Source organism: Kitasatospora sp. GP82 (genome assembly GCF_029892105.1).
In the GTDB taxonomy this organism is placed as follows: Bacteria; Actinomycetota; Actinomycetes; order Streptomycetales; family Streptomycetaceae; genus Kitasatospora.
In genome coordinates this window covers 13,024-25,442 of the sequence record NZ_JARZAJ010000038.1, presented here as the reverse complement: position 1 = coordinate 25,442, position 12,419 = coordinate 13,024, and the positions used below count along the sequence as shown (strand labels likewise).

Annotated in this window: 12 protein-coding genes; 8 read left to right on the top strand and 4 right to left on the bottom strand. The window is 71.1% G+C overall.

Annotated elements, in window-relative coordinates; genetic code table 11:
• The first annotated feature begins 103 nt into the window (after nucleotides 1–103).
• The 4 genes from P3T39_RS29000 to P3T39_RS28985 all read left to right on the top strand — a co-directional run bounded on the left by P3T39_RS29000 (nucleotide 104) and on the right by P3T39_RS28985 (nucleotide 4,463).
• Nucleotides 104–412, top strand: a complete 309-nt coding sequence (locus P3T39_RS29000; RefSeq protein ID WP_280702165.1) for a hypothetical protein — start codon at nucleotides 104–106, stop codon at nucleotides 410–412.
• A 409-nt stretch (nucleotides 413–821) separates the two neighbouring features.
• Nucleotides 822–2,444, top strand: a complete 1,623-nt coding sequence (gene dacB, locus P3T39_RS28995) for a D-alanyl-D-alanine carboxypeptidase/D-alanyl-D-alanine-endopeptidase (RefSeq protein WP_280702164.1) — start codon at nucleotides 822–824, stop codon at nucleotides 2,442–2,444.
• A gap of 289 nt (nucleotides 2,445–2,733) precedes the next feature.
• Nucleotides 2,734–3,972, top strand: a complete 1,239-nt coding sequence (locus tag P3T39_RS28990; protein ID WP_280702163.1) for a hypothetical protein — start codon at nucleotides 2,734–2,736, stop codon at nucleotides 3,970–3,972.
• Nucleotides 3,960–4,463, top strand: coding sequence for a hypothetical protein (locus P3T39_RS28985; protein ID WP_280702162.1), 504 nt, complete (start codon nucleotides 3,960–3,962; stop codon nucleotides 4,461–4,463). The genes P3T39_RS28990 and P3T39_RS28985 overlap by 13 nt, the downstream gene beginning before the upstream one ends.
• Before the next feature lie 120 nt (nucleotides 4,464–4,583).
• Here P3T39_RS28985 and P3T39_RS28980 read toward each other — a convergent pair whose 3' ends face one another.
• Entirely contained in the window at nucleotides 4,584–5,594 is a 1,011-nt protein-coding gene (locus P3T39_RS28980; protein ID WP_280702161.1) for a hypothetical protein, read from the bottom strand.
• 68 nt (nucleotides 5,595–5,662) lie between these two features.
• Between P3T39_RS28980 and P3T39_RS28975 the strand changes: the two genes are divergently transcribed.
• Nucleotides 5,663–8,899, top strand: a complete 3,237-nt coding sequence (locus P3T39_RS28975) for a BTAD domain-containing putative transcriptional regulator (protein ID WP_348534397.1) — start codon at nucleotides 5,663–5,665, stop codon at nucleotides 8,897–8,899.
• A 167-nt stretch (nucleotides 8,900–9,066) separates the two neighbouring features.
• Nucleotides 9,067–9,210 (top strand): hypothetical protein, encoded by a 144-nt coding sequence (locus tag P3T39_RS28970; protein WP_280702159.1) that lies wholly within the window; start codon nucleotides 9,067–9,069, stop codon nucleotides 9,208–9,210.
• 74 nt (nucleotides 9,211–9,284) lie between these two features.
• Here the strand turns inward: P3T39_RS28970 and P3T39_RS28965 are convergent, their stop codons facing one another.
• The 3 genes from P3T39_RS28965 to P3T39_RS28955 all read right to left on the bottom strand — a co-directional run bounded on the left by P3T39_RS28965 (nucleotide 9,285) and on the right by P3T39_RS28955 (nucleotide 10,430).
• Nucleotides 9,285–9,614, bottom strand: coding sequence for a dsRBD fold-containing protein (locus P3T39_RS28965; RefSeq protein WP_280702158.1), 330 nt, complete (start codon nucleotides 9,612–9,614; stop codon nucleotides 9,285–9,287).
• A complete protein-coding gene (locus tag P3T39_RS28960) occupies nucleotides 9,611–9,781 on the bottom strand; it encodes a hypothetical protein (RefSeq protein WP_280702157.1) in 171 nt (56 codons plus the stop codon). The genes P3T39_RS28965 and P3T39_RS28960 overlap by 4 nt, the downstream gene beginning before the upstream one ends.
• A gap of 121 nt (nucleotides 9,782–9,902) precedes the next feature.
• On the bottom strand, nucleotides 9,903–10,430 hold the full coding sequence (locus P3T39_RS28955) for a phosphohydrolase (protein ID WP_280702192.1): 528 nt from the start codon (nucleotides 10,428–10,430) through the stop codon (nucleotides 9,903–9,905).
• A 90-nt stretch (nucleotides 10,431–10,520) separates the two neighbouring features.
• Between P3T39_RS28955 and P3T39_RS28950 the strand changes: the two genes are divergently transcribed.
• Nucleotides 10,521–11,156 carry a uridine kinase gene (locus P3T39_RS28950; protein ID WP_280702156.1) on the top strand — a complete coding sequence of 212 codons (636 nt, stop codon included), beginning with the start codon at nucleotides 10,521–10,523 and terminating at the stop codon, nucleotides 11,154–11,156.
• A 175-nt stretch (nucleotides 11,157–11,331) separates the two neighbouring features.
• Nucleotides 11,332–12,393: an NAD-dependent epimerase/dehydratase family protein gene (locus P3T39_RS28945; RefSeq protein WP_280702155.1), complete on the top strand. Its 1,062-nt coding sequence runs from the start codon at nucleotides 11,332–11,334 to the stop codon at nucleotides 12,391–12,393.
• Nucleotides 12,394–12,419 lie beyond the last annotated feature (26 nt).

The following is a 12,419-nucleotide window of genomic DNA, read 5'->3' as shown; positions in this document are numbered from 1 at the left end:
TGCTAGACCCCCCTCGGGGTGGCTGCCGCTGGGCAGTTCGGGTACCGCAGCCGGGGGTGTCGCTGCGGGGTGGGCGGTGGCGCAGCGGGGGAAGATAGGCCCCATGAGCGACGAGCAGCAGGGCAAATCGGCGCCGGACCGCACCTGGGCCACCTGGACCACACAGGGGATCCTCTCGGGGCGCGGTGGGGTGCTGACGGAGGAGATCGGCGCGATCAGCGGGGATCTCACGGTGCACACGATGTGGATCGACGGCGAGGCGCGGTTGACGGTGCAGTACTCGGGCGCGCAGGACTGGTTCACGGTGCAGGGCAGTCCGGTGCCGGCCGTGGACGAGCCGACGGCCCGCAACATCCACCAGGCGATGGTCAACGCGGCGAAAGCCGGGGGCGGCGCGCAGGCACCGCAGTGAGCGGGCCTGGTGAGGGCTTCGACGGTGGCTGTGGCTGTGGCTTCGACGGTGGCTGTGGCTGTGGCTGTGGCTGTGGCTGTGGCTGTGGCTGTGGCTGTGACGGAGTCGATGACGGCGGCGGTGAGGGGGCTGCGGTGGAGCTCTGGCTCGAAAGAATCCTCCGAAGAGCGTGAGACCTCTGCGCGGGGCGGGGCACATAGGTCGTTGATGCCTGCACATTCAGGCATCCGACCTGACCATCAGATCCAGCGATCATCTGACATCCTGTCGGATGATAGTTTGCGCCTGACGACAAGCGGGGGCTTTCGGCCGATCCGCATCGGGCTGCGGGGGCCTTCGACAAGCCTCTCCCTGCTTCGGTGCGGTGGGGCGTGACTGCGCCCCGCCGTACCCGACGTATGGAGCGATCTTGCATCTGCCCGCGCGCCTGCACCGCCGCACGCTGCCCCTCGCCGCCGTTGCGCTCGCCACCTCCGTGCTGGCCGGTTCCGCCCAGGCGGACTCGCCGTCCCCGGCCGACCCGACTCTGGCCGCCGACATCGACACGATCCTCGCCAACCCGGTGCTCGCGGGCGCCGAGTCCGGTGTCGAGATCGTCGACCTCGGCACCGGCAAGGTCGTCTACCAGCACCAGGCCGACGCCTACCTCACCCCGGCGTCCACCATGAAGACGATCACCTCGGCGGCCGCCCTCGACCTGCTCGGCCCGGACTACAAGTTCACCACCGAGGTACGGACGACCGGGGCCCGCAAGGGCGCCGTGCTCAACGGCGACCTGGTGCTGCGCGGCGGCGGCGACCCGAGCCTGCTGCCGCAGGACCTGGACGACCTGGCCGCCAAGGTGGCCGCCGCCGGGATCACCAAGGTCAACGGCCGGGTGCTGGCCGACGGCAGCCGCTACGACAACGTGCCGTTCGGGCCCGGCTGGGCCTGGGACGACCAGCCGTACTCGTACAGCCCGCAGATCTCGGGGCTGACCGTGGCCACCGACGCCGAGTACGTGATGGACACCGTCAAGATCACGGTGACGCCCGGCAAGGAGGGCGAGGCCGCCAAGGTCTCGCTGTTCCCGGCCGAGGCGCCGCTCAAGTTCGACGGGCAGATCACCACCGGTGCGGCCGGGAGCGCGCCGAGCGCCAACGCGGAGCGCCGGCCCGGCGTCAACGTCCTGGCGCTCACCGGCAGCATCCCGGCGGGCGGCGCCCCGGTCAGCTTCGTGTCGACCATCGAGGACCCGACCCGCTACACCGGCCAGGTCTTCGCCGGTGCCCTCGCCCGGCACGGCGTCACCGTGGGCAAGGGCGTGACCGCGGCCACCGGCCGTGAGACCTCCCAGTCGCTGGCCGGGCACGACTCGCGTCCGCTCTCCGAGCTGCTCCCCCCGCTGCTGAAGCTCAGCAACAACGGCATCGCCGAGCACCTGACCAAGGAGATGGGCAAGGTCAAGGGCGGGCAGGGCAGTTGGACCGCCGGCGTGGCCCAGATCGGCGGCTTCCTGAACGCCAACGGCCTGGCCGCCCCGGCGGGCCGCCAGGTGGACGGCTCCGGCCTGTCCCGCTACGACCTGGTCACCGCGGGCAAGATGACCGGCCTGCTGAAGGTCGCCGCCAACAAGCCCTGGTTCAAGACCTGGTACGAGGCGCTGCCGATCGCGGGCAACCCGGCCCGGATGGTCGGCGGCACCCTGGCGACCCGGATGCAGGGCACGCCCGCCGCCAACAACGTGCACGCCAAGAGCGGCTCGATGGGCGGCGTGGACAACCTCTCCGGCTACGCGACCGCACCGGACGGCCGCCGGCTGGCGTTCACCGTGATGGTGAACAACTACGCGGGTTCGCGGCCGCGCGCCGCACTGGACGCGATCGCCGTCCGCCTCGCCTCCGGACCGGCCAAGAGCACCTCCGGCAAGACCTCGGGTGCAGTGCCCGCGCAGCGCAGCGCGCCCGAGTCCGCTCTGATGGGCCCGTCGGGCCAGTCGGCCGAGGTGCCCCCCACGCGGTGGGAGGAGTGCGAGACGCTCGGCCGCTGCTGACACCGGGTCACCCCTGCGGTCGGCATACCGACCGTCAACCGCATAACCCGATCCAGTGATTTACACGCTGAATCCGTAACCCCGGAACCGGGCCCTGCTGACACTCGTTGGCAGGGCCCGGCCCGTTGCCGGCCGGTCCCCGTTGCCGGTCGGTCTCGGGCCCGCAAGGTTTCCGCAAGCGTCCGGCATGCCTTTCGCCAGGCCCTCCGGGCATTCCCCCGACAGGGCCGCAGCGACCTGGAGTCGGTGCGGCCGGACAGTCGATCTCACCGATCAAGGGGGATGCACCATGCCATCGAAGAGTGAGGGGCGCCCACCGGTCCACCGCGACCCCGGCCAGTGGGTCACGATCGACGGCTGCAAGCGGATCCTGGTCGTCGTCCACACCCTGGTGTACGGCCAACGGCTCCAGGACATCTTCGAGCTGCTCCGCGCCGACCTGCGGATCCAGGTCGTCTTCACCGTCGCACCGCACGCCTTCAACCCGGGCGTGGACGCCTTCCTGCGCGCCCTCGGCGCCCCGGTGCTGCCCTGGCGGGAGGCAGTGCACACCGAGTTCGACCTCGCCCTGGCGGCCGGCTCGCAGGGCATCGAACAGATCCGGGGGCCGGTGGTCCGACTGCCGCACGGCGCCGGGCACATCAAGCTCTCCCGGTCCGCCGACGGCGATCGGCGCACCGTCGGCGGGCTCGGCCGCGACTACCTCACCTGGGCCGGACAGGTAGTGCCCACCGCCGTCGCCCTGGCCCACCACGAGGACCTGGACGAGCTGCGCCGCTGGTGCCCCGAGGCACTGCCGTTCGCGGAGGTCGTCGGCGACGCCTGCTACGACCGGATCGCTGCCAGCCTCCCGCACCGTGCCGAGTACCGCCGCGAGTTGGGGATCGGCGACGGGGAGTCCTTCGTCCTGGTCGCCTCCACCTGGGGGCTCGGCTCCTCCTTCAACCGACTGGACGCCCTGCTGCCGCGCCTGCTGACCGAGCTCCCGCCCGAGAGCCACCGCACCGCCCTGCTGCTGCACCCGAACGTCTGGTCCTGGCACGGACGTTGGCAGATCGAGGCATGGCTCTTCGGACACGCCCGGCGGCGCATCCACCTGGTGCCGCCAGAGGCCGACTGGCGGGCCCTGCTCGTCGCGGCCGACGCCGTGATCGGCGACCACGGTTCGGTGACCCTGTACGGCGCGATGACCGGGGTGCCGGTGCTGCTCGCCCGCTTCCCGTTCCAGGACGTCAACCCGAACTCGCCCGCCGCCTGGCTGGCCCGCACCGCGCCCGCCCTCTCGGCCGGCCACTCGCTGACCGACCAGCTCGCCTACGCCCGGCACAGCTACCGGCCCGAGCCCTACGCCCGGATCGCGGCCCGGATCTCCTCCGAGCCCGGCCGGTTCAACCGCAAGGTCCGTCGACTCCTCTACCGGCAGCTGGGGCTCGGCGAGCCCGCGTACCACCCGGCCACCGAACCCCTTCCGCTGCTCGGGAGGCTGGCGGACCTCGGTGCGGAGCGGGTGCGGCCATGGGCGAGCTGACCGGACGTCAGGCCGCCTTCGTACGGGTTGCCCTCCACCTTCCCGGCGTGTCCCCCGCAGCACGGCTGGTCGAGGAGCACCTCAGTGTCGACCTCGACAGCCCGGAGGCGAGCCGGTGGCGGCCACTCGCCGATGTGCTGCACAGCGAACGCCCGGCCGGCGTCGAGGAGTCGGTCAGCCGTGCGCGGTGGGAACTGCGCCGTCACCCGGGCTGCCGGGTCGCCACCGTGAGGACGGCCGAGGGGGCGGTGCTCGCCGCGACGGCCGCCCGTACGCTGCACCTCGTCGCCATCCCCCACTTCGCCCACGTGGTCGGCTCCCTGCTGCACACCTGGCTCGCCTCGGGGGTGACGATACCGTCGGACCTGACACTCACGGCCGAGCAGGCCGGGGCCGGTCAGCTGCTCTCCCTCTCCTGGGGCGACCCACCCGGAAGAGCCGCGATCCGCTCCGCGATCCGTAGCATGTCCGGGCCCGGGATCGACCGGTAGATCTGCAGGGCGCGCTCGTACCGCTCCCGGGCGGCCTTCGAGCGGCCCTGCGCCTGCGCCGACTCACCGAGCCAGCCGAGCACCCGGGCCTCCCAGGGCAGCGAACCGCACGCCTGGAACTCACCGACGGCTTCGCCGAGCCGGCTCTCGGCGAGCCGGTGGCGGCCCAGCGCGCCGGAGGCTCGGCCCAGCATCGCGAGGGCGCGAGCCGCCTCGTAGCGATCGGGCAGCGCAAGCAGATCGCCGCGAGCACGGAGCAGGCGAGATGATCGCCTCGGTGGCGGTCGCCACCGCCAGGTACCAGCTCACGGCCCGCCGGACGACCCCCTCGGCAGCCGTCCTGTCGGCCTCCGCCGCATGGGCGTGCAGCCGGACGAGGTCGTGGAAACGGTAACGCTCCAGCCCCTCCTCCTCCAGCAGGTTCACCTCGGCCAGCGCGTCCAGCAGCAACTCCGCTTCGGCGAGGTCCAGTTCGGCCGTGGCCGCCGCCAGACCCACGGAGAAGGACGTGAACGGCAGCTGGCCGAGCAGCCGGTACAGGCGTGCCGCATCGACCGGCAGCCCCTGGTACGAGGCTTCCAGGGCACTCTGCACCGCGTTGTCCCCCTCCAGCCTCAGTACTGAGAGCCGTTCGGACTCCCGAGCCAGCGCGGCGGCCGTGACGGACACCGGCTGGCGACGGCCGGTGAAGTAGGCCGGGGCGGGTAGCAGTTGATGCGGCACCGGCAGCTGCGCGGCAGGCGCATGGAGGTGGATTCCGCCCTGGATGTCGCGGGCCTGGACGGTCGTCCCGGCGAATTGCGCGGAACCGGTGATCAGATTTCCGTGCCGGCCGGCCGGATTCGGGGGCTGGGCGATCTCCGCCTTTCCGGCTTCCCGGTTGACCATGGAAATCCAGTCGAGAAGGCGCAGCCTCAGCGCCGCGGCCGTGGCGAATTTCGCTATCAGCAAGGTGGCCAGTTCTGTGTGCTGTCCCGGACCTGCCGATTCCGCTTCGGCCAGTCGGAAGATCCCCGACAACTCGCCGCTTCCCTCCAACTCACCGTGGAGTCGGTCACGGAGAACTGACCACTGCGCCGGATCGGCCGCACCCAGGGCGGACACCAGCGAGGCGATCGTCAGTGGTTCCATAGGCCGTTTCCCCCGTTCACAGCCGCCTGTCTGGAGCCGATTGGCCTCTACCGTCCCGCCGCTAGCACATGAATCGCAGTCGGATGATGTTTTCCGGCAATGAGTGCACCATTCAATCCCTGAATGCTATGGCACAGTCGTCAGCATCGTGTCATGCTCCCACACGGAGTAGCGACAATGAACCAGCCAGACCCCGCCCGGGGGGAATAAGTATGGTTAAAGTCCGCTTGCTTGGCACCGTCGACATTCAGGCACATGATCAGATACTCCGGCTGGGGTCCGACCGGGAACGCGGGGTGCTCGCCTCCCTGGCCCATGATCTCGGCCGTCCGGTCTCCAGGGAGACGCTCGCCGAACGGATCTGGGACGACGATCCGCCGGCCACCGCCTATGCCACCCTGCAGGCTCATCTCTCCAAGGTCCGCCGCGTGCTGCGCACCGCGTCGACGATCGAGGCGTCGAGCTCCGGGAGGCCGGCTCCCGAAATCACCCGAGTCGCGCACACCTACCGGCTGGAGGCCGAACCGGAGTCGGTGGACTGGCAGTTCTTCATGCGCGCGGTCGGCCGGGCTCGTTCGCTCGCGGAGGCCGGTGACGACCTCCGGGCCCTTCACGCGTTCAGGCAGGCCGACAGCCTGTGGCAGGGCGAGGCCCTTGCCGGCCTTCCCGGTATCTGGGCCCATACCGCCAGACTCGGTATGGACAACCAGCGACTCGCCGCCACCCTCGCCCGATTCGCGATCGAACTGCGGCTCGGCCGGTTCACGGATCTCGTGCCCGAACTCTCCCGCCTGTTCGAACTGAGCCCCGACAACGAGGCCCTGGCCAGTCAGCTGATCATCGCCCTGTACGGGTGCGGCCGCCAGGGCGATGCGCTCGACGTCTACCAGCGCACCAGAACCCGACTGCTGAAGACACTCGGCGCAGAGCCCGGCGAGCAGCTCGCACGCATCCACCGGCAGGTCCTCCAGGGCGCCCCACCCGCCGAGCTGCTCTCCGACCGGTTCCGCACCGCCCGCCCCGGCCCGGGCACTGTCCAAGGTCCTTCGACACTGCCTCCCACCACCCGTCTCGTGGGCAGAAGAGAGGAGTTGGCCCGCCTCACCGACGTGCGTGGCGCGGCAGGGCACGGTGGTGTGATCCGGATCGAGGCGATCTCGGGGATGGGCGGCATCGGCAAGACCACACTTGCCGTCCACGCTGCCGAGATGCTTCGGGAGCACTTCCCCGACGCTCAGCTCTATCTCAACCTCCGCGCGCACTCCCCCGCACAGGAGGCGCTCACTCCGGAGGCGGCTCTCAGTACCCTGCTCCGCGCGCTCCGTGTGCCTCCCCAGTCCATCCCCGAGACACTGGAGGAGCTCGGCGCGCTCTGGCAGCGGCAACTCGCCTCCCGCCGCGCGGTGATCATCCTCGATGACGCCGCCGACCCCGACCAAGTCCGTCCCCTGCTCCCCGAGAAGTCACCCTCGCTCGTCCTCGTCACCAGCCGCCATCGCCTGGCCGAACTTCCAGGAACCGCACCCGTCTTCGTACAGGTCCTGTCCGCGGACGATGCCGTTGCGCTGTTCCGCCACCTCGTCGGCCCCGATCGCGCGGACGACGCGGACCTGATCCGCGCGATCGTCGAGCGCTGCGGATACCTGCCGCTCGCCGTCACCATGGTGGCCAGTCGCTTCAAGGCCCATCCCACCTGGTCGCTGCACCACCTGGCGCAACGGCTCACCCGCGAGTCCGGGCGCCTGGGCGAGACCCGGCACCGGTACGACGAGATTGCCGGCACCTTCGCGATGTCGTATCTCTCGCTGACGCCCGACCAGCAGACGGCCTTCCGAAGACTCGGTCTGCACCCCGGCCCCGATTTCGGCCCGCACGACGCCGCCGCGCTCTTCGGACTGAACCTCGACACCACCGAACGCATTCTCGAAAGCCTCCTGGACTGCCACCTCCTCGAAGAGCCGGCCCCGGACCGCTTTCGCGCACACGACCTCCTCGCCGACTACGCCGCCCTGCTGGCCGCCCGCGACGAACCCCCCAAGGAGCGGGAGCAGGCGCTGTACCGGCTGATCGCCTTCTGCCTGCTCGCCGCCGACCGGGCCGACCGGCTGCTGTATCCGCGCCGAGCGCGACTGACCGTCCCGCGCATGGACGTCCAGTCCCCGCAGCCGCAGTGGGCCGACGAGGCCGAAGCCCATGCCTGGCTCGTCGAGTCCACCGGCACCCTGGTCTCCGTCGAATGCCTCGCCCGGCGGCAGGGGCATCCCGCCGAGGCCGCCTGGCTGGCCCATGTCCTGGGGGAATTCCTCCACGTGGAGGGCCACTTCGCGGCAGCAGAGACCATGCACCGAGCCGCCGCCACCCACTGGGAGGCGGTCGGCGACACCCGGGCCCGGGCCCGCGCCCTCCTCAACCTCTGCGCGACCCTGGAGCGCCGCTCGCGCTACACCCCCGCGTACGACGCCGGCCAGCTTGCCCTCACCCTCGCCAAGTCCGCGGACGACCTGGACGGTCTCATCGAGTCCTACCTTCTGCTCGCGACCCTCCACTGGGCCGTCAGCGAGTTCGATGCCGCGCTGCTGATCCAACGACACGTCCTGCGTGTGCACGCCGGCAGCGGAAGCCGCTGGAACCGGGCACGGATCCTCAACAACACGGCGGTGTCCCTGTCACATCTCGGGAAGCAGGCGGCAGCCCTTGCCGCCTTCACCAAGGCGCTGTCGGAGCTGCGTCATATCGGCGACTCCCGACTGGTGGCCGGAAGTCTGAGCAACATCGGACAGCTTCAGCAGGAGATGGGCGACCTGGAATCGGCACGGAGGTCGTTCGAGGAATCCCTGGCCCTCGCCTCACTCGTCAGTCCGGACGCCCACCGGGCCGCCATCCAGATGAATCTGGCCAGTACGCTGATATTCCCGGAGGAACTCCCCAGGGCACTCGGCCTCTGCCGGTCGGCCCTCGCGACCTGCCGCCGACTCGGGGACCGCCGAAACGAGGCCAACGCACTGATCGCCCTCGGCCACGCATGCGCCGGCTCCGCCCGGCACGACGAAGCCCACGAGTACTACACCGAAGCCCGCGAGCTCGCGAGAACCATCGGCGCAGCCCACGAGGAGGCCACCGCCCTGCACGGAATCGGCAAGGCCGCGGCCGCACTCGGCGATCCCGCCCGCGCCGTGAAGCTACTGGCCGAGGCCGTCAATCTGGCCCGGCTGATCCGCTCCCCCGTCGATGAGTCCCGCGCCCGGGAAACACTCGACTCGGTGGTCGAACAATACGGCGAGAGTTTCCGAACCTCGAATACCTGACCGATATTTCCAATCGGACCCACCAGCGGATTTCCGCCCATAACCCAATGGCGGGGCGTCACATGGACCCCCAGCCCGATCGCGAGTTATCCAGGCACATTTACCCACCCTATGGTGATCACCGCATTGGGTGGCTGCAACCCGAACACCATAAGGCGCAAAAGCCCATGCGTAGGACCCTGGTTCTGGCCGCTATCGTCGGCTCCCTGATGTTCTTCGTTCCGACTCAGGCCCTGGCGGCCTCCCCCCGGACGGCGAAGCCGTGCACCGCCACCTCGGACGTCTACATCATGTTCGGCCGGTGTGCCTGATCCGAACAGCCGCTGCCTTCGCCCCTGCGCGGGGGCGAAGGCAGTCACACCGGGGCCCGGCGGCTTCCCGGGCCTCACTCCCCGTCGCGACGGCGGGCCGACTCCGCAGCCTCGGCGGCGACCGAACCGGCGTGGACCAGGCGGTGGCCCAGCTCGATCAGTGCGCGCCCGGCGGCGAGCTCGTCGCCGATGACGGTGGCGGGTGGATCGTGCGGGCTGCGGCGGGCCTGGGCGTCCGATTCCAGGATGTTCTGCCCGGTGTCCAGTTCGAGGTGGGCCTGGGTGAGATCACCCTCCTCCGTCAGCCGGAGCCTCATCGTCCACTCGGTGCTGTGGGGCGGCTGTGCCTGTGCCATGTTCCCGTCGTTCCCGTTCACCGTGCCGTGTCCTCCGTCGGCGTTCACCGTGCGGTGTTCTCCGTCGGCTCGTCGAGGCGCTCGCCCTCGGCCGGGGATTCGTTCTGAGCGCTGATGTTCTGGAACGAGGTGACACCCTCCTCCGGGTCCGCCGCCCGGATGTCCTCGCGGTCCTCCCCGGCCTTGTCCACGAACTTCTGCTGCATGTCCGACATCGCGGGCTCCCTCTGCTCGGGTACCCGGCACCCCCTCGGCGCGACACCGATGCGCGCGACCGACCGGGCAGCACGTTCCTGCTCTGCCTCCAGCCTGCCCCCAACGCGCCGCCCGGGCCAGTCATCCGTCCAGGTCGACGGCTGCGTCCAGCCCGGTGAGCTCGACGAGCAGGGACGGGTTGACGATCTCGACGATCGCCCGGACGTCCGCCGGGGAGGCGGCCGGCCACAGGAGCTCGCGGGCCGCGCGGTAACGGGCGGCGAGGCGCTCGCGTTCCGGGGCCGCGAGGCGGGCGGCGCGAGCCGGGAGCGAGTTGTGGGCGTTGTCGGCGATCTTGAGTAGGGTGGCCGAATGGTCGGTGGTGATCTGCTGAAGCATGGCCCGGTACGCCACTCCGGGTTCCTTGGTCACCCGGCGGACGGTCGCCACCACACCGAGCGGGACCCCGGCCCGCAACAGGTCGTCCGCGCCGAGTTCGGTGTCCTCCAGGACGTCGTGCAGCAGCCCAGCCATCTGCAGGCCCACGCCGAACGGGGCGAGCCCCGCCGACACCGCGCGCAGGTGACCGATATACGGTTCACCGATCTTGTCCAGCTGGCCGGCGTGCGCGCCGGCCGCGAGGGCGTCGACGTCGGCAAGGGTCAGCACAGGCACAACGGCCCTCCAAGGAAAGGCAAGTGATGATCAGTTGTCTTGCAATATAGTCGAGTTGACGATCAGGAAAGGAACCGCCTGGTCTTGCAGGTGAACCCGATCTCTCCCGAACGCCTGACCGCGATGCTGACCGAGCGGATCGACGCCCTCCCGGCCGGGGACAGCAGCCGACGGCTGCGGGTCGCCATCGACGGAGCAGCGGCCGCCCGCCCCGCCGAACTCGCCGACGCCCTGGTCGAGCCGCTGCGCCTGCGCGGACGCCCGGTGCTCCGGGTGTCCGCGGCGGACTTTCTGCGCCCGGCCTCGCTGCGCCTCGAGTACGGCCGACACGACCCGGACGCCTACTACGACACCTGGCTGGACGACGGCGCGCTGCTCCGCGAGGTGCTCGACCCCCTCGAACCGGGCGGGAGCGGACGGGTGCTGCCCTCCCTCTGGGATGCCGCCGCCGACCGGGCCACGCGCGCGCCGTACGCCGAACTCCCGCCCGGTGGCGTCCTGTTGCTGGACGGCGCACTGCTGCTCGGGCGTTGGCTGCCGTTCGAGCTGACGGTGCATCTCGCACTAAGTCCCGGCGCCCTGGCCCGCCGCACTCCCCCCGACGAGCAGTGGACGCTCCCGGCCTTCGCCCGCTACGAGGCCGAGACCGACCCGACCTCGCTCGCCGACCTCACGGTACGGTCGGACGATCCGCGCCACCCGGCGCTGGTGCTGCACTGACCCGGCGGCCGGGACGGCACCCGGCGCCGATGAGGTGCACCGGTTCACCCGGAGGCGGGCTGGCACGTCCGCGCCCGTCCGCCACGCCCATCCCGTCCGCCACGCGTATTACGAGGTGCTGACGGCTCGTCGGGGAGAGGTCACAGCGGCGGGCGGACCGGCTAGCTTCGCGGGTATGGAGATTCTGGTCACCGGCGGTGCCGGGTTCATCGGGTCGGCGGTGGCGGCGCAGCTGGCCGAGGCGGGGCACGGGGTGCGGGTGCTGGATGCGCTGCTCCCGGCCGTTCATCCGGCCGGGCGGGCACCGGAGCCGGCGCCCGGCATCGAGTTCGTCCGGGGCGATGTCCGGGACCGGGCGGTGGTGGAGCGGGTGCTGCACGGCGTGGACGCGGTGTGTCACCAGGCGGCGATGGTGGGGCTGGGTCTCGATCTCGACGACGCCCCCGAGTATGTGGGGTGCAACGACCTGGGGACCTCGGTACTGCTGGCGGCAATGGCGCGGAGCGGCGTAGGGAGTCTGGTGCTGGCCGGCTCGATGGTGGTGTACGGCGAGGGGCGGTACCGCTGCGCCGAGCACGGGGACGTGGTACCGGGGCCGCGCCGGATCGCCGATCTGGATGCGGGACGGTTCGAGCCGCCGTGTCCGCACTGCGGCGAACCGCTGGTACCCGGCCTGGTGGGCGAGGAGGCGCCGGCGGATCCGCGCAATGTGTACGCGGCGACCAAGCTGGCGCAGGAGCACCTGGCCTCCGCCTGGGCGCGGGCCTGCGGAGGGCGGCTTCTGACGCTGCGGTACCACAATGTGTACGGGCCGGGGATGCCGCGCGACACTCCGTACGCGGGGGTGGCGTCGCTGTTCCGTTCGGCCTTGGCACGGGGTGAGGCGCCCCGGGTGTTCGAGGACGGGGCGCAGCGGCGCGACTTCGTCCATGTCGCCGATGTGGCCTCGGCGAACCTGGCGGCGCTGGCGGCGGTCGGCGAGCGCCCCGCGGGGAGCGCACGGGTGTTCAACGTCGGCAGCGGCACGGTTCACACCGTCGGTGAGATGGCCGAGGCGCTGGCCGAGGCGCACGGGGGCCCGCGTCCGCTGGTGACGGGCGAGTACCGGCTCGGCGACGTCCGGCATGTGACGGCGGATTCGAGCCGCCTTCGGAAGGAGCTCGGCTGGCGGCCGGTGGTCGGTTTCGCCGACGGGATGGCGCAGTTCGCGGCGGCGTCACTGCGGCCGGGGCCGTAGTGACGCCGTAGTACTGACGCCGTGGT